Origin of the sequence: Exiguobacterium sp. MH3, assembly GCF_000496635.1 — a bacterium.
Classification (GTDB): domain Bacteria; phylum Bacillota; class Bacilli; order Exiguobacteriales; family Exiguobacteriaceae; genus Exiguobacterium_A; species Exiguobacterium_A indicum.
The window spans coordinates 2,783,466-2,801,102 of the sequence record NC_022794.1 but is presented as its reverse complement, the minus strand read 5'-3'; the positions used below and the strand labels follow the sequence as shown (position 1 = coordinate 2,801,102).

Below are 17,637 nucleotides of genomic sequence, written 5' to 3'. Positions count from 1 at the left end.
ATTCATTTTCTTGATTATACCGTCACAAGTAAAAAATTTACTTATTATAGAAAAAATTAAAATGTAGAATAGTTTTATGAAAAAATAGTTTGACAATTATCAGTAAATTCTGAAAAAATGGTAAGGAACTATAGATTACATAGAGGGAGGTAAAACGAATGGGAAATTCATTTAGTGACTGGATTGGTAAGGTGTCCAATTTTGTTTGGGGACCACCGTTACTCATCCTGTTAGTCGGTACGGGGATTTACTTGACGATTCGCTTAGGATTCATTCAAATTACCAAACTGCCGTATGCGCTGAAGCTTGCGTTTTCAAAGCATCAGGACGATAAGTCAGAAGGTGACATCAGTCACTTTCAAGCATTGATGACGGCACTGGCTGCGACCGTCGGTACGGGGAATATCGTCGGTGTCGCAACCGCTGTCGTTCTCGGGGGACCAGGTGCGATCGTCTGGATGTGGTTGTCCGGTCTGTTCGGGATGGCGACGAAATATGCGGAAGCGATTCTTGCCGTCAAATATCGCGTCGTCGATGAAAATGGACAGATGGCAGGAGGACCGATGTATTATCTCGAGCGAGGACTGAAGCAGAAATGGCTTGGTGTTCTGTTTGCCGCATTCGCTTCAATCGCGGCGTTCGGGATCGGGAACGGGGTCCAGACGAACTCGGTCGCTCTCGCGATGAAATCGACGTTTGATGTGCCACTTTACGTGACGGGGATCGCGTTGATGGTACTGACGGGTGTCGTCATTCTTGGTGGGGTCAAATCGATTGGAAAGGTTGTTAGTTTATTCGTTCCGTTCATGATTTTCTTCTATGTCGGAAGTGGCTTGCTGATTCTTATCATGAACTATGACCTGATTCCAGGTGCGATCTCGACGATCTTCAGCAGTACGTTCTCAAACGAAGCCATCACGGGTGGGGCAATCGGGGCAGCGATTCGTTATGGTGTCGCGCGTGGTGTCTTCTCGAACGAAGCAGGACTCGGTTCAGCACCGATCGCAGCCGCTGCTGCGAAGACGGACTTCCCGGGGCGTCAAGCGCTCGTCTCGATGACGCAAGTGTTTCTTGATACATTGGTCGTCTGTTCGATCACGGGACTGACGCTCGTCATGGGGGGACAGTTGGACACGAAATTAGAAGGCGTCGAGTTGACGACAGCAAGCTTCGAGGTCTTCCTCGGTCCTGCCGGGAAATACATCGTTACGATTGGTCTCGTCATGTTCGCTTACTCGACGGTCCTCGGTTGGTCGTATTACGGTGAAAAGTCGATCTATTATCTATTTGGTCAAAAATCAATCCTACCGTACCGAATCCTGTTCGTTTTAGTCGCCGGAGCCGGCGCGATGACGACGAACTTGAACATGGTCTGGGCGATTTCCGATGTCTTTAACGGATTGATGGCGATTCCGAACTTAATCGGTTTGATTGGATTGTCTGGCGTCGTCATTGCCGAGACACGACTGTTCCGCGAACAGTTGAGACGAGAAGAAGCGAATCGGAAGGTTTCGTAGGATACATGCTCTAAAAACGAGTTCGTGTATGATGAAGTATGAGAAAAGGGAGATCACGTTCCGGGTCATGTACTCGGATGGTGATTTCCCTTTTTATTTGATCCGAAAGAAATACGAATGTGCATCATACTCGACTCCCGCCTGTGGAAAGCGAGGATGATAAAACATGCGTTGTTAGAGATGGTGATCAAGAGAACAACAAGAGATGCATCACTTTTTACGATAAAGCATCAAGGATTCATAAGGACGTAACGTCAGAGTGTGATCTTCTGTCTGCATCTCCTGGTAGTTGTGAATCAACACCGTATAGTCCGACCCGTCACGAGGTAACGTGAACGTCGTGTCTGTTCCGTAGAAGTTCGAAACGACAAGCAACTCTTCCTCGTTCGTTACGCGTTCGTACGCCCAGAGTGACGGATCGTCTGGTGTCAACAGACGGTACGAACCATCCGTGAGCACGTCATACTGTTTACGGAGTTGAATCAATCGTTTGTAATGATGATAGACCGAGTTTGGGTCTGCGACAGCCGACTCGACATTGATGTGATCATACGTCGGCGAGACCGGGATCCACGGCTCGCTTGTACTAAAGCCACCGTTGAGTGCGTCTGACCATGGCATCGGCGTCCGCGCATTGTCACGCGACTTTTGACGAATCGCAGCGAGAATCGCTTCTTCCGTTACGTCGTTGTCCCGAGCTTTCTGATAGGCGTTCAATGTCTCGACATCGCGGTAGTCGGACAGATCCGTGAAGTCCGGATTCGGCATGCCAATCTCTTCTCCTTGATAGATGTACGGTGTACCTTGTAGACCATGAAGCGTCGTCGCGAGCATCTTCGCACTTTCGACGCGATACGTGACGTCGTCACCAAACCGGCTAACGACGCGTGGCTGATCATGATTGCACCAAAAGATCGCGTTCCATGCTTGTCCGTTCATGCCGGATTGCCAGTCGGAGAAGATCTGTTTCAGTTGCGTGAAATCAAACGGTGCTGCCGTCCATTTCTCACCGTTCGGATAATCGACTTTCAAATGATGAAAGTTGAATGTCATCTTCAGTTCTTGTTCATCAAGCGATGAATAACGAAGGCAGTGTTCAAGTGACGTCGACGACATCTCACCAACCGTCATGAGATCGTGTCCGGCAAAGACTTCTGCGTTCATCTCTTGCAGGTAGTCATGGACGTTCGGTCCGTCCGTATAATACGCACGTCCGTCTCCTGCTGGATCGTTTGGAAGACCTGGCGTCTTTGAAATCAAATTGATGACATCGAGTCGGAAGCCGCTGACTCCTTTATCCCGCCAAAAGCGCATCATCTGATAAACCTCTTCGCGTAAGCGCGGATTTTCCCAGTTTAGATCGGCTTGTGTCTTGTCGAACAGGTGCAAGTAATACTTGCCGGCTACCTCATCGAACGACCAAGCGGGACCACCGAATTTTGATACCCAGTCGTTCGGTGTATCGCGCCAGATAAAATAGTCGTGATAGGGACTATCCGGGTGACGTCCTTCTTCGAACCAAGAGTGCGACGTCGAGCAATGGTTGACGACGATATCCATCATGACAGACAGACCGCGTTGTTTTGCTTCTGCAAGTAACGTCTCGAAATCGGCCATTGTTCCGTAGGATGGATCAATCGCGTAATAATCACTGACATCATAGCCATTGTCGTTCTGAGGTGAGGCATAGACCGGCGTCAACCAAAGGTAATCGACACCAAGATCCGCCAGATAATCGAGTTTGGCAGTGACGCCACGCAATGTACCGGTCGCTTTGCCCTCCGGACTATAAAAACTCTTCGGATAAATTTGATAAACGGCGGATTTGCGCCAATCGGTTGTCGTGATCATGAGATACACACCTTTCTAGAATTACGCTGCTTTTTTCAGGGCAGCTTTTTTTGCGCGTTTCGTTGAGACATAGTGGAACAGGAACGTACAGGCGACAGGGACGATGATCGCAATCACCATGCCGACGATGAATGATAAAATCGAGCCTGGTACGATCGAAATGAAAGCAGGTAATCCGCCAACACCGATTGCAGGAGCAAGAACGCCACTGACGGCGATGAAAGCTGACGCGATTGCTGAACCGACGAGTGCCGCGTAAAACGGATATTTGAATCGGAGATTGACCCCGAACATGGCCGGTTCCGTGATCCCGAAGTAGGCGGATAAAGCGGACGTTGATGCCATGTTTTTATCATTAACGTTTTTCGCGAGGAAAAGCATCGCGAGTGTTGCTGAACCTTGAGCGATGTTCGAAATCGCGATCATCGGCCAGATAAACGTCGTTCCGCTTTGTCCGATCAACTGTAGATCAACGGCGATGAACATGTGGTGCATGCCGGTGATGACGAGCGGTGCATAGAGTGCACCAAAGAGTAGGGCACCGAGTAATGGAACAGCTTCGAACGTATTGACGACACCGATCGTGATCCAGTCACCGACTTGGCGCGTGACCGGTCCGATGACGGCAAGGGCGAGGAATCCGGTCAATGTGATCGTCGTAATCGGTACGACGAGTAATTGAATCGCATTCGGTACCCGTTTTTTAAGCCAACGTTCAATTGTACTCAGGACATAAGCAGCAGCGAGTACAGGGAGAATTTGTCCCTGGTAGCCGACTTTTTCAATTTCAAAGAGACCGAGAATGTTGAACGTCGGGATTTCACCTTTTAGAGCACTTTGTCCGTAGTTCCAAGCGTTTAGAAGGTCGGGGTGAACAAGCATCAGACCCATGACAATCCCAAGAATCTCACTACCACCAAATCGCTTCGTCGCTGACCAACCGACGAGTGCCGGGAGGAAGACGAAGGCCGTATTAGCCATCATATTGATGAGATCCCAAAGTCCTTGTAGGTTTGGATAACGATCGATCATCGTCTTGCCACCGAACTCGATTCCGAATAGATTATTGATTCCCATTAAGAGACCAGCAACGATGATTGCCGGAATGATGGGCATGAAGACATCAGAAAAGACTTTAATCAATTTTTGGAACGGATTCATCTTAGCAGCGCCAGACGATTTTACATCTGCGATCGTTGTTGCCTGTAAGCCGGTCAGTTGAATGAATTCTGCATAGACACGGTCGACGTCTCCGGCACCAATGACGATTTGGTAGACACCCGCGTTCAAGAACGCGCCTTTGACCAGTGGAACTTCAAGTAAGGCTTCTTGATCGACAAGCTCTTGATTCTTAAGCGTTAAACGAAGACGGGTGACACAGTGAGCTGCCTGCTCGACGTTCTCCTTGCCTCCGATGTTCTCAATGATTTGCTCTGAAATCTGACGATAGTTTGGTTTCATCTCGATGCTCCTTTTTGGAAGTGACATACTCGACCACTCTTGAAATGAAAACGTTTTCTTATCTGCGCACACTTATCTTAACTTATCTATATAAGTTGGTCAAGAACTTATATAGATAAGTTTGGTGAGGTAAAAAAGAGAGAACCCGTCATCTACGGATTCCCTCATTTAAAAATGCATATTCAACGACGGGCAATATCAGTGAACTGAAACTTATCGAGCCGGTGACGCGATTCCGTCCGTTCGAAATGCTGTCCTTCATAGAAATACGTATCGTTCGTGACGACGATGACATGCGTCATATCGTGAAGGTCGAGTCGTTCTTGGTCTTCGCGTGTCGCAGGACGGGCTTCGATTTTTCGTTTCGCGTAGCTGATTTGCCGACCAAGTGTCTCTTCGATGTACTGATAGATCGAACCTCGAGCGATGTCAGTCGTTAGTCCGGGCACAAGTGCTGTCACGAAATGATTGATGTCACGGATGACACGTTCACCATCGATTTGGCGAATGCGTTCGATGCGTGTCACGTCCGTTCCTTCTGCCACATGTAATAACGAAGCGAGTTCAGCGGAAGCGGAAAGGACGTCGCAGGATAAGACATCCGTCTCGACGGTATGACGCCCCATACGGCGATGTGCTTCCGAGAAGCTGACGATGCCGTTGAATTGGAACTCGATCGCTTCTTGCGACAGGACGAAGACACCTTTCCCCTGATGTTTACGGACGAAGCCTTTTTCTTGCAGGGCATCAATCGCTTTTCGAACCGTTCCGCGGCTCGCCTCGAATTCATGCATCAATTCCGTTTCAGAAGGTAATTTCGTTTCGGCCGGGAGCGTTCCTTCCTGAATCCGCTGTGCGAGCTCGTGATAGATGTTTAAATACTTCGGCATATGATCCGTCCTTTACACTCAAATAATGCCTTTAGTGTAGCACGGAACGATTACAGGCATCAAAATAGCTCCACCTATGATCCGGACATGACCGGAAAATAGATAGAGCGTAGAAGTGTGAATGTCAGTCAACGAAGATACGTCGAAAACGTCGTTCCTTTTTTGAGGACATCTTGTTTTTCATCGAGAACATCACTCGTCAAGAGTTCAATCGAGTCAACCGGATGTTCCAAGATGAAGCCGAAGTTACCACTCCGTGACTCGGACGGGGCGTAAGTCTTGGCAAGCGACTCCAAATAGACGTCTTCCTCGAGCGTCTTTTCTGTCGCAGCATCGAGTTTGAAGTGGGCGACAGGATTGAACGTGACCGGTTCATTACTTGTATTCTTGATCGTGACCCGTGTCTTGATCAAATCAAAGGATTCATCGTGCGTAAAGCCATGGAAGAAATCAATCATGCCATAGCTTGGACGAGCATGGAATACTTTGATCTCTTCAATCGTCATCTCGATCGGACCAATCTTCCGTGTTTCGTTCACTCGTTTGAATTGTTTAAGCGTCAGGTCGCCCTTATCATCCGTGACGGTCTGATCGATTTTTGTCAAATCGCGATCGTCTGGAATTTGTGGATTCGGGACATAGGCGCTTGTTTTTTCAAGCGATACCGGCTGCTCCTGTTTCGCAGACGCTGGTTCTTTTGGTGTGTCTTGTGATGCTGAAGTGCCACAACCAGCGAGCACCGTCCCGAGCATCAAAGTAGCAAGTATCTGTCTCATGAACATTCTCCTTATTTCTTCGATTTCAAGAGATCGAAGATGATTTTCGCGTGATCCGTATTGTCGACTTGTCCCGCGAAACGTTCTTTGGCAGGACCGAACGCATAGACCGGTACGTCTTCACCTGTATGTCCACCTGTCGTCCATCCTGTATGCGAGTGTTCGTTGAAGATTTCTTCAATCGCATTATCGATCTCGAGTAATTTCTTCGATTCAGCAGCGCGGGAGACGCTATCGATTTCTTTATCCGTCAAGGCGAGTTTGTCCTGATCGATATACGTCGTCAACGTTTTGCGGACGTCCGCACCATCGACGATTTTTTGCGCCATGAAGTCAGGTGTTTTCTTTGCCGCTTTGATCGGTTCAGCGAACCAGTTATAGATACCATCTGCACCGATTGAATATCCACCCGTTGAGTGGTCAGCTGTCGCGACGACGAGTGTATGTTTATCCTTCTTTGCAAATGCGATCGCGGCTTTGAATGCCCGCTCGAAGTCTTCCATCTCACTCATGGCACCGACGATATCATTGTCATGACCGGCCCAGTCGACTTGGCTACCTTCGACCATCAGGAAGAATCCTTTTTTATTCGAGTCGAGTCGCTTAATGGCAGAGTTCGTCATTTGTTCAAGCGATGGGACCGAGTTTTCGCGGTCAATCCGTTTTGGTAATCCGCCATCTGCGAACAGACCGAGGACTTGTTTGTTTTTATCACCTTGCAATTGATCCAGATCCGTGACGTAACTGTAACCGTCTTTTTTGAATGCTTTCGTCAAATCAACATCCGGACGGACGAAGTTCGACTTACCGCCACCGAGCATGACGTCAATTTTATGCTTCCCATTGACGCGTTCCTTGAAGTAATCGTCTGCGATCGCGTTCATGTTCTTTCGGCTCTCATCATGAGCACCGAAAGAAGCAGGTGTAGCATGCGTGATTTCTGATGTTGCGACGAGTCCTGTTGACTTACCCCGTTCTTTCGCTGCTTCAAGGACGGTCTTGACTTCCGATTTATCGTTATCAACGGCAATCGCTGCATTATATGTCTTGACGCCGGATGACATCGCTGTTGCTGCGGAAGCGGAATCGGTGACGTTTTCCTTCGGATCTTCCGGATAAGTCATCTGTTGGCCAACGAGGTATTGGTCAAACGCAGTTTTTTCAGCAACCGGTGTCGATGGATCGTTCTTTAAGTAACGATGAGCAGATGTATACGAGACCCCCATTCCGTCGCCGATCAAGAAGATGACGTTCCGGATTTCCGGTGATTTAACAGGTTTTGTCTTTGCTTCTGCTTCAGGCATCGAGAACATCGTACTGAGGGAAAGGGTTGATAAGGCAAAAATCGGAATGATACGTTTTAATTTCATACAGGTTCCTCCTCGAAAGGTGATGGGGTTTGATAATCGATACGAACTACAAACTCCACCTTACGGGTGAAATATGAAAACCATGTGTATAGTGTGTAAAGCTTTGTGAAGAATCGATAACAAAAAAATGGACCTTCTGAAAAGTCATTTCAGAAGGTCCATTCGTTGCATTAGCGACTCCACCCAATCATCCGACGATACGAGCTAAACGTCGGCCAGGCGAGAATCGCGATTGCGAGCCAGTACAGGAACTGGTTCTCAGACGAGATCAGACCGATGATGCCAGCGAGCAAAATCGTCGTATAGATCGAGAAGGTGATGATGAGTGCTGGATGTAATTTCGGGAAGATCGTGAAACGACCGAGACGTTCATTCGCACCTTTGACATAGAGGCGACTACCGAAAATCAGTAAGACGATTGTCAAGGCTAAGCTGAACAACACGGCATACGTGATGTTAATTTCAGTATTGTACTCAAAGAAGAGCGCAAACGGTGTCGTAATCGTCATCAGGAAGCTTATTGGTTTGTCTAACTCTTCGTAGCCCATACCGAAGCCCAGCTGACCGATGGCATAGATGCTGAAGTACGTGAAGTAGTTCAAGAATAAGAAGAACGTCCCGAGCAATAGCTGACCGATGATATCACCAGCAATCGTTCCGGCAAATAAGAAGATCGTCAAAATCGTCACATCAAATAGAAGGAAAAGACCAAAATCTTGAAGGAGTGACGACCACGTGACGTAATCGAACGGATCGATTCCGAATGCTTGAAGTAATAACCAACTAGCAAAAAAGCCGATGATCGGGAAGACGATCAATGTCACGACACCGATGATCCATTTGATCCAGAACAACCAGACCTTCGGGAATGGGAGTGCATGCAAGATCAAACTACGACCACTTCCACGCTCAGAGCCGAGCATCAGGATTGCAAAGACGGCAATCAGAATTGCTGCGAACCCAGCGAAGAACGGACTGACGAGTACAGTGTTGAGTAGATCGGGTTGCTGAGATACATCGTATTTTTCGAATTCATTGATGACGGTATAACTGCCGAACCCATAACTGAAGATTGCGAGCAGAATGAAACAAGCGAGAGGCCAAATACCTTGCTTGATATGATAGCGGATCAATTGCTTAACCATGTCGTTTCCCTCCAAATGTCCCTAAGAAGTAATCTTCCATCTGCACCGGTAAAGCATCCTTTAAGAGAGGGCTTGTCGTTTCAAGATAACGTGCGCCTTCATCCGATAAGACGAGTAACGTCACGACCCGACCCGTTTGGGATAAGACGTGGAGATCGGCATGACTGAGCTCTGGAACGTCTTCATAGACGACTTGCCATTTCTGCATGCTAGCTTTGGCATCATCGAGTGCCTTCGGTTCGCGGACGAGGTGTTTTTCGATCGTCATGACGCGGTCGGCAAGGGAATCGAGTTCTTCGAGTTGATGGGAAGCAATCAGAACGGCTGTCTGACGCTCCGCAAGTAACGAGACGAGTTGTTTCAGATAATCACGTTTGTTGATCCGGTCAAGTCCATCAGTTGGTTCGTCAAGCAAGAGGACCGGAGCATTGGTTGCAAACGCGAGTTGGAGAAGGAACAGCTGGGCTTGTCCCTTTGATAAGGATGTCACGCGACGACCACGATCGAGATTCGACGAGCGACAATAATTTTCGATATACGTCTTTTCGAAATTCGGATAGAACGCATTGTAGAAGTTGATCAGTTCGCCAAGTGTCATTTGACGATAGACGGAGACGGAGTCCGGAACGAGGAAGAGGTGCTCCCGCGTCTGCGGGACATGGTGAATGGATTCGTTGTTCCATTCAACCTTTCCGCGTGTCGGCTCGAGGGCTCCGACGAGTGTTTTCAGTAATGTCGTTTTTCCGGCACCATTACGACCGATCAACGCGGTGATCGTTCCTGCTGGCAGGGTGAAGGATGCATTTTCATAAATCATGGTACGGTCAATTTGTTTCGTTAGATGAGAAACGGTCAACATGAGGAATCCTCCCTTATGTGTAAGATGAGTTGATAGAGTTCTTCGTTTGAGATCGAGAGTTCGTCGGCGACGGAACAAAGACGGATGAGTGGATCTTGAATAGCGGCTTGTTTGACTTCACTGAGGGGAATATCTGAGATGAAGGAGCCTTTGCCGCGCATCGTGACGATGAAGTTGCGGCTCTCGAGTTCCTGATAGGCACGGGAGACCGTGTTCGGATTGACAAGGAGTGTACCGGCAAGTTCACGAACGGATGGCATCTGTTCGCCGGAGCGGAGTAGACCACGGGCAATCGAGCGGATGATTTGCGTGACTAACTGTTCATAAATCGGCAAGGGACTTTTCGGATCGACGGTGAACATTTCTTCACCTCCTTAAGTGTACTAATTCAATTAATACACCAATTATAGGTAATGATTGATTGTGAGTCAACAACAAAAAGCCTCTTTTTGATTGAAGACCAAAAAGAGACTTTGATTTTATCCGAATATCAGAATGAAAAGAAGAATGATGACAACGATTGTGATGATAGTGGAAAAGAATTTGAATACAAATGAGATAGCACCTGATAAGCCCATCCCGATAATCATACCAATAGGAATCGCAAGCACTGGAGTGAAAATGAAGGAACCTAATACTGCAACGATCCACCCCCACACGACTCGCGATGACCCGGAAGAAGGAGCATTTATTGGTGTATATGTGGACTGAGTCGATTGCGTATCCGAAGTCGTGGATCTAGTTGTTTCATCGTTCGAGTGGTGATAATAAGACTCATAGTTTACATAGTCGTCCTTTGCATCGAATCCATCAAGATACGCATCATATTCTTTTCTTTTTTCTGTATCGAATAATGTTTCAAAAGCTTCACGGATGAGAATGAAATGATTTGGATATTGCTCGTTTGAATAAAGCCGTGCTGCTTGAGCATAGGCTTTTTTGATGGCCATAGCATTTTCATTATTTCCGACAGAAAGGCGTTCATAATAACTTTTGGCTTCTAATTCTTCTAAGGCAAGTAACGATTTAGTCTCGACTTCAACATGGTGAGCTTGTGCATTAGAAGATTGAGTGGAAGAATTTGTATCTTTTAACAGTTGACTATCATAGCGAATACGTTCTTTTGGATCAAGAAGTATCAGATAAGCACGCTTTACATCTGATAAGGACTGACCAGTGAGTGATTCTTTTTTTCGATTATACGCTTGAGTGATTTCATCACGCGTCGCTTTTGGATTAAGCTCTAACAATTGATAATAATTCATTTTTTTCATCCTAACTTATAAGTAATAGATTAAAAAATATAATATCGAATAAAAATGATTAGGAAGTAATTTAAATTTACAAATTTTATATGAATATCTTACGATATATTCTATATTTATACTATAAAGGAAAAAAATAAAATAATAAAAATGATTTTTAATAATATTATGCATTATTGAAGAAAGGCTGATGATTCGTGAAAAGTTTGAATCACTATGAGATTTTTGAAATTTCTTCGGATGCTTCTATTCAAGAAATCAAGCAGGCATTTAAGAGAATGACGATGCGTTATTCCAATGAAACACATCCTGAAGAATTTTTGAATATGAAAGAAATTTATGAAGAATTGACAAATAACGAAAGAAGGAATAAGTACGATGAAGGGCTACGTTTAGGAGAATCGATTTTATCGGAATTGGAGTATTTAGAACGTACTTTGGAACGCGATTATTCTCAAATCGAGTGGTCACGGCTTACTTCGCTGGAACATCATTTATTAGACTCCGAACGTATCGCGAATCTTCTATTGGAGAGTGCACTTTTATTAAATCAGACGAATAAAGGATTAGATTATGCAGATCGACTAAATCGATATAAACAGTTGACTCATCAGAATAGAATCTTTTGGGTGTACTTACTTCGAAAAAATCGTGAATATGATAAAGCGATTAAAGAATTAAAAATAGTCATTTATGAAGAAGAAGAAAAAAATCTTGAGACACTGACGCTGTACGGTGAATTATTGATGATCAGCAATCGAAGAACAGATGCGATGAATCGCTATGAAAAATGGATTATGCAACACGGTGATCGACGTATTCTAATTTGGCAATCCTGGTTAGAAGCTGTTTTATTCTGGGGGCACCGTGAACAACTAAAGACTGTGATGAGCTGGGTGGAGAATCGTTTTACGGAAGAAGAACAGCAACATGTCAAAAACTACATGAATCAAAGTTTTTCTAAAGCAATCGAATTTCAACGCTTTGATGCTGCATATGTTTTGTTTGATGAATGCAAACAATGGGTGGATCATCATTTAGATCAAGAAGGCATCCAATCATTGATTGAATTAGGGGGAGTCATGGAGGAGTTGGAGATGGCAGCAGAATCAAATGCCGTGCCTTGGGAACTTCTTCATCCCGTATATGAATACTTGGAATACATCAAAGAAACAACTGATCAAAACTTGGAAAACTTCCATTATTCCTTTACCTATTTGAAAGATTGGCTATCTGAAAAAGCAGAACATAAAGGGTGGATTGCGAAATTTTGTTTACTCTATCCAAAATCGTATGCATTTCTTGAGAGCGATTTCGATAAGGCATTTGATGTATTTTTAAGGGGAACAAGATGATGCAAGGAAATACTGAATATGGATGGCTTGCTAATTCGATTGAACGGAGCGTTCAACGACGTGAAATAAATGACGTAATGGATTCAATGGTGATGCTCATTAAATTCAAGCATCAAATCAATAAAACCCAAAACCGGATGGATTTAAGTATTGTTGATCGTGATTTTTCTAAATTGATTCATTGTATAGCAGACGAGACGAACGCTACAAAGTCAATTTTGTTACTTCAAGCACTATACTTAGAAATTTCTGCTCCGGCACTGACCTCTTATTTACAATTAACCTTTTCGGAAGTTGGTATTCGAGTGGGCGAGGCATTACCAACGATCGATCAAACAAATGCGAATTCATTTTATCTTATTTTTAAAAGAGTGCGTACTCTCTGCGATTTAGCGAGTCGGCGCAATGTAGATATGTCGAAAACACTTGAGTGGATTGATTTTTCTCTTAATCAAGTAAAACAACAACCGAATTATGATCAGCCTGTACCTCAAATAGAAGTTAAGGATGTCTTAAAAGAGTTAGAGGCGATGATCGGATTATCGAATGTCAAAAAAGAAGTAAAGGAACTGTTGCACTGGCTGGAATTCAATCAGCTTCGAAAACAAGCAGGCTTTAAAACTTCTCCGGTCACACTTCACACGATTTACTCTGGAAGTCCAGGAACCGGAAAGACGACGATTGCCCGCTTAATTGGAAAGTTGTTCAAAGCAATGAAAATCGTAAGTAAAGGGCACGTCGTCGAAGTGACACGTCAAGATTTAGTAGCAGAATATGTTGGGCAGACAGCCATTAAGACACAAAAGCAAATCGATTTGGCTATGGGCGGTCTATTATTCATTGATGAAGCATATACGTTAGCAAGAGGACAAGAAAGTGACTTCGGAAGAGAAGCGATTGATACCCTCGTGAAGGCGATGGAAGATCGACGCGACCAATTCGTCCTGATTCTTGCAGGATACGATCAAGAAATGAAAGGATTACTGCGTATGAACCCAGGATTGGAGTCGCGGTTCACACGGACATTTCACTTTAAAGATTATAAAAGCGATGAGCTTTTGAACATCGCAAAAAAAATGTTGAAAGAACAACAATACCATCTCGAAGAAGGTGCTGAACAGGAATTGAAGTACTTTTTGGAGGGAGAAAAAATGACTGGTAATGGTAGATTTGTCCGAAATATCGTAGAACGAATGATCATTCAAAAGGCAGTTAAAACAGTCGAAGATAAGCATTCAGATTTACAATTAATCACGAAAGACATCGTATTTAAAAGTACGTTGGCGTTGAGTAAATCATGAAATCAAAAACACGATATGCATATGAAATTTATTTAATTGAATCATGGAAAATAATGAAAATTCCATCTGCCATGCACAAAAGATATCTTGAGACGTTACTTGGAAGTGAAGTTATACAAAAAAGTGAAGACGAATGTATTGAATTTAATATGTACTTCGATGCAATCCGTTTTTTTGAACACACACTTTACCCAAATGAACCACAAAAAACATCCTCTCTCTCACAAAAAATGAAGACATCGATATTAAGTAAAGAATATGAAGCCACTTTATATAATCGTTTTAAGTCGTATCGCCAGGTTGCTGTATGGATACAAGATTTAGCATTTCAACAAATTCTTGTAGATATCGCTAGAACACTTAATGCATACAACACGAATGAGGAAGTAGCAATCTTTTTTCAACATAAAGATTTCATAGAGAAAAAATCACATCTATTTACGGAAGGAGAAATTAAGTTGAATCAACTGAAGTTATTGGCTGAAGGGATGCTGGAAGCCACAAAGAATTCACATCCAATCATTCGTCCTGTGACGAGGGAAGATCAGACATTATTAAAACGAATCGAAGAAATAACGGATGAGGTGAAGAAGACTAAACGCCTGACGTTTAAATCTGCTGAAGAAATTAAGCAGTTATTGAATGATTCAAGTGAAGGTGTAGATATTCAAGAAGTTCAGGAACAAGAGCGTCAAAAGTATATTAATACGATCATCCAAACATACGATGTGTTATTCCATTTGGATAGAATGTTACGAATCCATCAACCGGGTGCACTTGCGAATCAGGTAACTCAACAATTAGAAAATATAGAGGTGCAATTACAAGAAGTAAGTCTTGAAGCTATTGCGTCAACAGGCAGACGAATGGATCCAGAGTATATGGTCGGTGTAGGAACGATCCCTTCAGAACAAGCCAATGGCTTAAACCAATATGATGTCGCTGACGAGATTGAAAAAGGTTTTAAAGACATGCAGTCCGGAAAAGTGATTCGCGAATCCAAAGTCATTACAGTATTGAACTAATTATTTAGGAGGAAATATAAATGGGAATTAAAGTAGGTATTGATTTAGGAACGACGAACTCTGCCATTTCATATATCAAAGATGGAAAGCCAGTCATTATCGAGAATAAAGAAGGGGACCGAACGACACCTTCAGCAATGTTTATTAAGTTAGAAAATTCTGGGGCAGAACAAATGATTGTAGGGAAACAAGCTAAAAATGCGATTATCTCATTTCCGAAAGATGTAGCAGTTGAAGCAAAACGATTGATGGGAACAGATGAAAAAATCACATTGGGTTCCAAGTCATATCGTCCAGAAGAGATTGCTTCTCGGATTTTGAAATATCTAATTGCAAGCGCAGAAGAAAGAACAGGAGAAAAAGTCGAGGAAGCAATCATCACAGTACCTGCATATTTTAATGATACACAACGTCGGGCTACTCAGAAAGCTGCGGAAATCGCCGGATTAAAAGTAGAACGTTTAATCAATGAACCAACAGCAGCGGCGATTGCATTTGCTTTTGAGAATTTAGATCAACAAAGTAACATCTTAGTATATGACCTAGGTGGAGGGACGTTTGATGTCTCAATCGTTGAGGTCTTTGAAGGTATGATTGAGGTCAAAGCAAGTTCAGGTAATAACCATCTGGGCGGAAAAGATTTTGATACGATTTTAGCAGAGCACATCATCGATCGCTATGAGATGGAAACGGGGATTTCTCTAGCTGATTTAGAAGACTTTGAGTCCATGTTATTACGAATCGTTCAAGGTGCTGAAAATGTCAAAATTCAATTGTCACAACAAGATGTCGCGAATATGAACCTTCCATTCATCGGTATGCATAATGGAGCACCGCTTTCACTGAATATTGATGTTTCAAAAGATGAATTTGAACGACTCATCCGAAAAGATGTCGAATCGACGCTTTCGTTAGTTGAAGAAGCAATTAATGATTCTGGATTTAAGTCGAATGAGATCACAGATATCATCATGGTTGGTGGTTCGACTCGTATTCCATTAGTACGAAATACGGTAGAACAGCATTTTAATCGCAAAGTCCGCGTAGATATCAATCCGGATGAAGTCGTTGCACTCGGTGCGGCTCTGCAAATGGGAATCAAATCACAAGACCGTGAATTGAAAAAGACTACGGGAAGTGGTCTGATGGTCATTGACGTCTGTCCCTATTCTCTCGGTACAGAAGTGACGCGTTCGTTCTCAGACATGACAAGTTATTACGACGAAATCATTCCACGTAATACGACATTACCAGCAGTTAAACGGAAAATCTATACGACGATTCATGATAATCAAGATTCTGTCGTATTAAACGTCTATCAATCCGAGCAATACACAGGTACGGAGCTTCCTACTTCACCAGGAGTCGTACAAATCAATGACCGCGAGCTCGAATTAAATGGTTTACCGCCACGTCCAGCAGGACAAGTAGAAATCGAGGTCACGTTTAAATACAATTTAAATGGATTGCTTGAAGTGAGTGCTGAAGTACTCGGTTTCGGAATTCAAAAACAACTCGAAGTCAGACCAAAATCAAGCATGTCTCATTTTGAGACACGTGAGGCGGCGGCCACACTCGAACGTGATATCACGAAAACAGAACTATACAATCGGATGAAACCAATCATTTTACGAGCAAATCAAATGAAGAAAACAGCATCCCCAGAGGATCGTCGTAAAATCGAAACATTAGTAGAAGAATTAGAAGATGCAATGATTGGTAATCATACTTCGACTGCAGAACGTATAGAAGAACAATTAACTGATATTCTGATCGACTTGATGTGATGGTGCAGTGAATGATTAATCCATTGGACACTACCCAAGAAACGATGGCAGTATTGCGATTGGCAAGTGAATCGATTTTAAATGGTCAACCTTTTGAAGCGTATACTATCCTTAAAAATAGTTCGCTTCTAGAGACGGATCTCGGAAAGGAACTCGTCAAGCAACTACCATTATATGAAGATGTTGAATCAGATTTAAATCAGATGGCTGAACATATCGAGCACAAGGATTATCAGCAAGCACACGAGATTTCTAAACGGTTACCTGATCTGATTTATCCGGAGATGGTTGAGATTCAACGACTTTCCGTTGCTATTCTGATTGAAGATGATATAGCAATGGGGACGTTCATGAATCGTTTGCCAGATAACCAGCCGTATGTATTGCAGATTCGAAGTCTACTCCATTCGTCTACACCCGTACAAAAAAACACTAAAAAACAATGGGGTGTACTTGCCGGGGCGGCTGGAATTACTTTAGCTGCAGGGATTTTCGGACTTGTCGCAATGAACCAAGAAAATGCGACGAATACCGAGCTGAAGACCATGACTGCGCAACGAGACGAAATACAAAGCCAAATAAAGCAGACGAAAAGTGATGTGGAACAGGCAGAACAGCGCTTAGCTGCCACACAAAAAGAATTAAGTGCTCGAGAAAAAAAGTGGGAGGTTGAGCGGAAAGAACTGGAGAGTCAGCTTGATCGTAATCAGTCCACCTCTAGTGATGTTGGGGGTTTAACCGCCTATGCAAATGGTGATTATGAAACGGCAGTGTCGTTACTGAGTAAAATGAAGCCAGCTGGATTATACAATCAAGAAACAATTGATTTTTACAAATTAATGGCTGGTTATAAGGTTCAGAATGAATCCAAGCAGGCTTTGAATGAGTTCGAAACGTCATATCCTGATTCAGATTATTTGGGTGATGCTTATTTTGCCTACTTAACGACTCTAAAAAATCAAGAAGAATATGACAAAACAAAAGAAGAGATGGAAGTGCGATTTGCTGGTGACTGGTTCATTTCAGCGATGTAAC

Annotated in this window: 15 protein-coding genes; 6 read left to right on the top strand and 9 right to left on the bottom strand. The window is 43.9% G+C overall.

Annotation, left to right across the window (positions count from 1 at the left end; genetic code table 11):
* Positions 1 to 158 precede the first annotated feature (158 nt).
* Positions 159 to 1,517: a sodium:alanine symporter family protein gene (locus tag U719_RS14470; RefSeq protein ID WP_023469532.1), complete on the top strand. Its 1,359-nt coding sequence runs from the start codon at positions 159 to 161 to the stop codon at positions 1,515 to 1,517.
* Between the two features lie 210 nt (positions 1,518 to 1,727).
* Here U719_RS14470 and treC read toward each other — a convergent pair whose 3' ends face one another.
* The 9 genes from treC to U719_RS14425 form a co-directional block, all read right to left on the bottom strand.
* A complete protein-coding gene (gene treC / locus U719_RS14465; RefSeq protein ID WP_023469531.1) occupies positions 1,728 to 3,368 on the bottom strand; it encodes an alpha,alpha-phosphotrehalase in 1,641 nt (546 codons plus the stop codon).
* A gap of 21 nt (positions 3,369 to 3,389) precedes the next feature.
* The gene (gene treP / locus U719_RS14460) at positions 3,390 to 4,829 is read right to left on the bottom strand and encodes a PTS system trehalose-specific EIIBC component (protein WP_023469530.1); all 1,440 of its coding nucleotides are present in this window, start codon (positions 4,827 to 4,829) and stop codon (positions 3,390 to 3,392) included.
* A 182-nt stretch (positions 4,830 to 5,011) separates the two neighbouring features.
* On the bottom strand, positions 5,012 to 5,719 hold the full coding sequence (gene treR, locus U719_RS14455) for a trehalose operon repressor (protein WP_023469529.1): 708 nt from the start codon (positions 5,717 to 5,719) through the stop codon (positions 5,012 to 5,014).
* Between the two features lie 128 nt (positions 5,720 to 5,847).
* Entirely contained in the window at positions 5,848 to 6,495 is a 648-nt protein-coding gene (locus tag U719_RS14450; protein WP_023469528.1) for a hypothetical protein, read from the bottom strand.
* 11 nt (positions 6,496 to 6,506) lie between these two features.
* On the bottom strand, positions 6,507 to 7,865 hold the full coding sequence (locus U719_RS14445) for an alkaline phosphatase (RefSeq protein WP_023469527.1): 1,359 nt from the start codon (positions 7,863 to 7,865) through the stop codon (positions 6,507 to 6,509).
* 170 nt (positions 7,866 to 8,035) lie between these two features.
* Positions 8,036 to 9,010 (bottom strand): hypothetical protein, encoded by a 975-nt coding sequence (locus U719_RS14440; protein ID WP_023469526.1) that lies wholly within the window; start codon positions 9,008 to 9,010, stop codon positions 8,036 to 8,038.
* Positions 9,003 to 9,827 carry an ABC transporter ATP-binding protein gene (locus U719_RS14435; protein ID WP_235147604.1) on the bottom strand — a complete coding sequence of 275 codons (825 nt, stop codon included), beginning with the start codon at positions 9,825 to 9,827 and terminating at the stop codon, positions 9,003 to 9,005. Before U719_RS14435 ends, U719_RS14440 begins: the two co-directional genes overlap by 8 nt.
* A 35-nt stretch (positions 9,828 to 9,862) precedes the next feature.
* The gene (locus U719_RS14430) at positions 9,863 to 10,231 is read right to left on the bottom strand and encodes a GntR family transcriptional regulator (protein ID WP_023469524.1); all 369 of its coding nucleotides are present in this window, start codon (positions 10,229 to 10,231) and stop codon (positions 9,863 to 9,865) included.
* Positions 10,232 to 10,348: 117 nt separating this feature from the next.
* Positions 10,349 to 11,134: a DnaJ domain-containing protein gene (locus U719_RS14425; protein WP_023469523.1), complete on the bottom strand. Its 786-nt coding sequence runs from the start codon at positions 11,132 to 11,134 to the stop codon at positions 10,349 to 10,351.
* A 197-nt stretch (positions 11,135 to 11,331) separates the two neighbouring features.
* On the opposite strand from U719_RS14425, the gene U719_RS14420 reads away from it, so the two are divergent.
* Genes U719_RS14420 through U719_RS14400 form a run of 5 tightly spaced genes read left to right on the top strand, consistent with a single transcriptional unit; the run spans position 11,332 to position 17,636 of the window.
* Positions 11,332 to 12,489, top strand: a complete 1,158-nt coding sequence (locus tag U719_RS14420; RefSeq protein WP_023469522.1) for a J domain-containing protein — start codon at positions 11,332 to 11,334, stop codon at positions 12,487 to 12,489.
* Positions 12,486 to 13,790, top strand: a complete 1,305-nt coding sequence (locus U719_RS16560) for an AAA family ATPase (RefSeq protein ID WP_081706939.1) — start codon at positions 12,486 to 12,488, stop codon at positions 13,788 to 13,790. The genes U719_RS14420 and U719_RS16560 overlap by 4 nt, the downstream gene beginning before the upstream one ends.
* Complete coding sequence (locus U719_RS14410; protein WP_023469520.1) at positions 13,787 to 14,815, top strand: nucleotide exchange factor GrpE; 1,029 nt, start codon at positions 13,787 to 13,789, stop codon at positions 14,813 to 14,815. The genes U719_RS16560 and U719_RS14410 overlap by 4 nt, the downstream gene beginning before the upstream one ends.
* Positions 14,816 to 14,835: 20 nt before the next feature.
* Complete coding sequence (locus U719_RS14405) at positions 14,836 to 16,602, top strand: Hsp70 family protein (protein WP_023469519.1); 1,767 nt, start codon at positions 14,836 to 14,838, stop codon at positions 16,600 to 16,602.
* Between the two features lie 44 nt (positions 16,603 to 16,646).
* Positions 16,647 to 17,636 carry a hypothetical protein gene (locus U719_RS14400; protein ID WP_158408710.1) on the top strand — a complete coding sequence of 330 codons (990 nt, stop codon included), beginning with the start codon at positions 16,647 to 16,649 and terminating at the stop codon, positions 17,634 to 17,636.
* Position 17,637 lies beyond the last annotated feature (1 nt).

Excerpts from the sequence above, each read along its gene's own strand:
- treC (WP_023469531.1), bottom strand. The coding sequence starts at position 3,368 with ATGATCACGACAACCGATTGGCGCAAATCCGCCGTTTATCAAATTTAT.
- U719_RS14445 (WP_023469527.1), bottom strand. The coding sequence starts at position 7,865 with ATGAAATTAAAACGTATCATTCCGATTTTTGCCTTATCAACCCTTTCC.
- U719_RS16560 (WP_081706939.1), top strand. The coding sequence starts at position 12,486 with ATGATGCAAGGAAATACTGAATATGGATGGCTTGCTAATTCGATTGAA.
- treR (WP_023469529.1), bottom strand. The coding sequence starts at position 5,719 with ATGCCGAAGTATTTAAACATCTATCACGAGCTCGCACAGCGGATTCAG.
- U719_RS14435 (WP_235147604.1), bottom strand. The coding sequence starts at position 9,827 with ATGATTTATGAAAATGCATCCTTCACCCTGCCAGCAGGAACGATCACC.
- U719_RS14450 (WP_023469528.1), bottom strand. The coding sequence starts at position 6,495 with ATGAGACAGATACTTGCTACTTTGATGCTCGGGACGGTGCTCGCTGGT.
- U719_RS14405 (WP_023469519.1), top strand. The coding sequence starts at position 14,836 with ATGGGAATTAAAGTAGGTATTGATTTAGGAACGACGAACTCTGCCATT.
- U719_RS14400 (WP_158408710.1), top strand. The coding sequence starts at position 16,647 with ATGGCAGTATTGCGATTGGCAAGTGAATCGATTTTAAATGGTCAACCT.
- treP (WP_023469530.1), bottom strand. The coding sequence starts at position 4,829 with ATGAAACCAAACTATCGTCAGATTTCAGAGCAAATCATTGAGAACATC.
- U719_RS14440 (WP_023469526.1), bottom strand. The coding sequence starts at position 9,010 with ATGGTTAAGCAATTGATCCGCTATCATATCAAGCAAGGTATTTGGCCT.
- U719_RS14425 (WP_023469523.1), bottom strand. The coding sequence starts at position 11,134 with ATGAATTATTATCAATTGTTAGAGCTTAATCCAAAAGCGACGCGTGAT.
- U719_RS14410 (WP_023469520.1), top strand. The coding sequence starts at position 13,787 with ATGAAATCAAAAACACGATATGCATATGAAATTTATTTAATTGAATCA.
- U719_RS14430 (WP_023469524.1), bottom strand. The coding sequence starts at position 10,231 with ATGTTCACCGTCGATCCGAAAAGTCCCTTGCCGATTTATGAACAGTTA.
- U719_RS14470 (WP_023469532.1), top strand. The coding sequence starts at position 159 with ATGGGAAATTCATTTAGTGACTGGATTGGTAAGGTGTCCAATTTTGTT.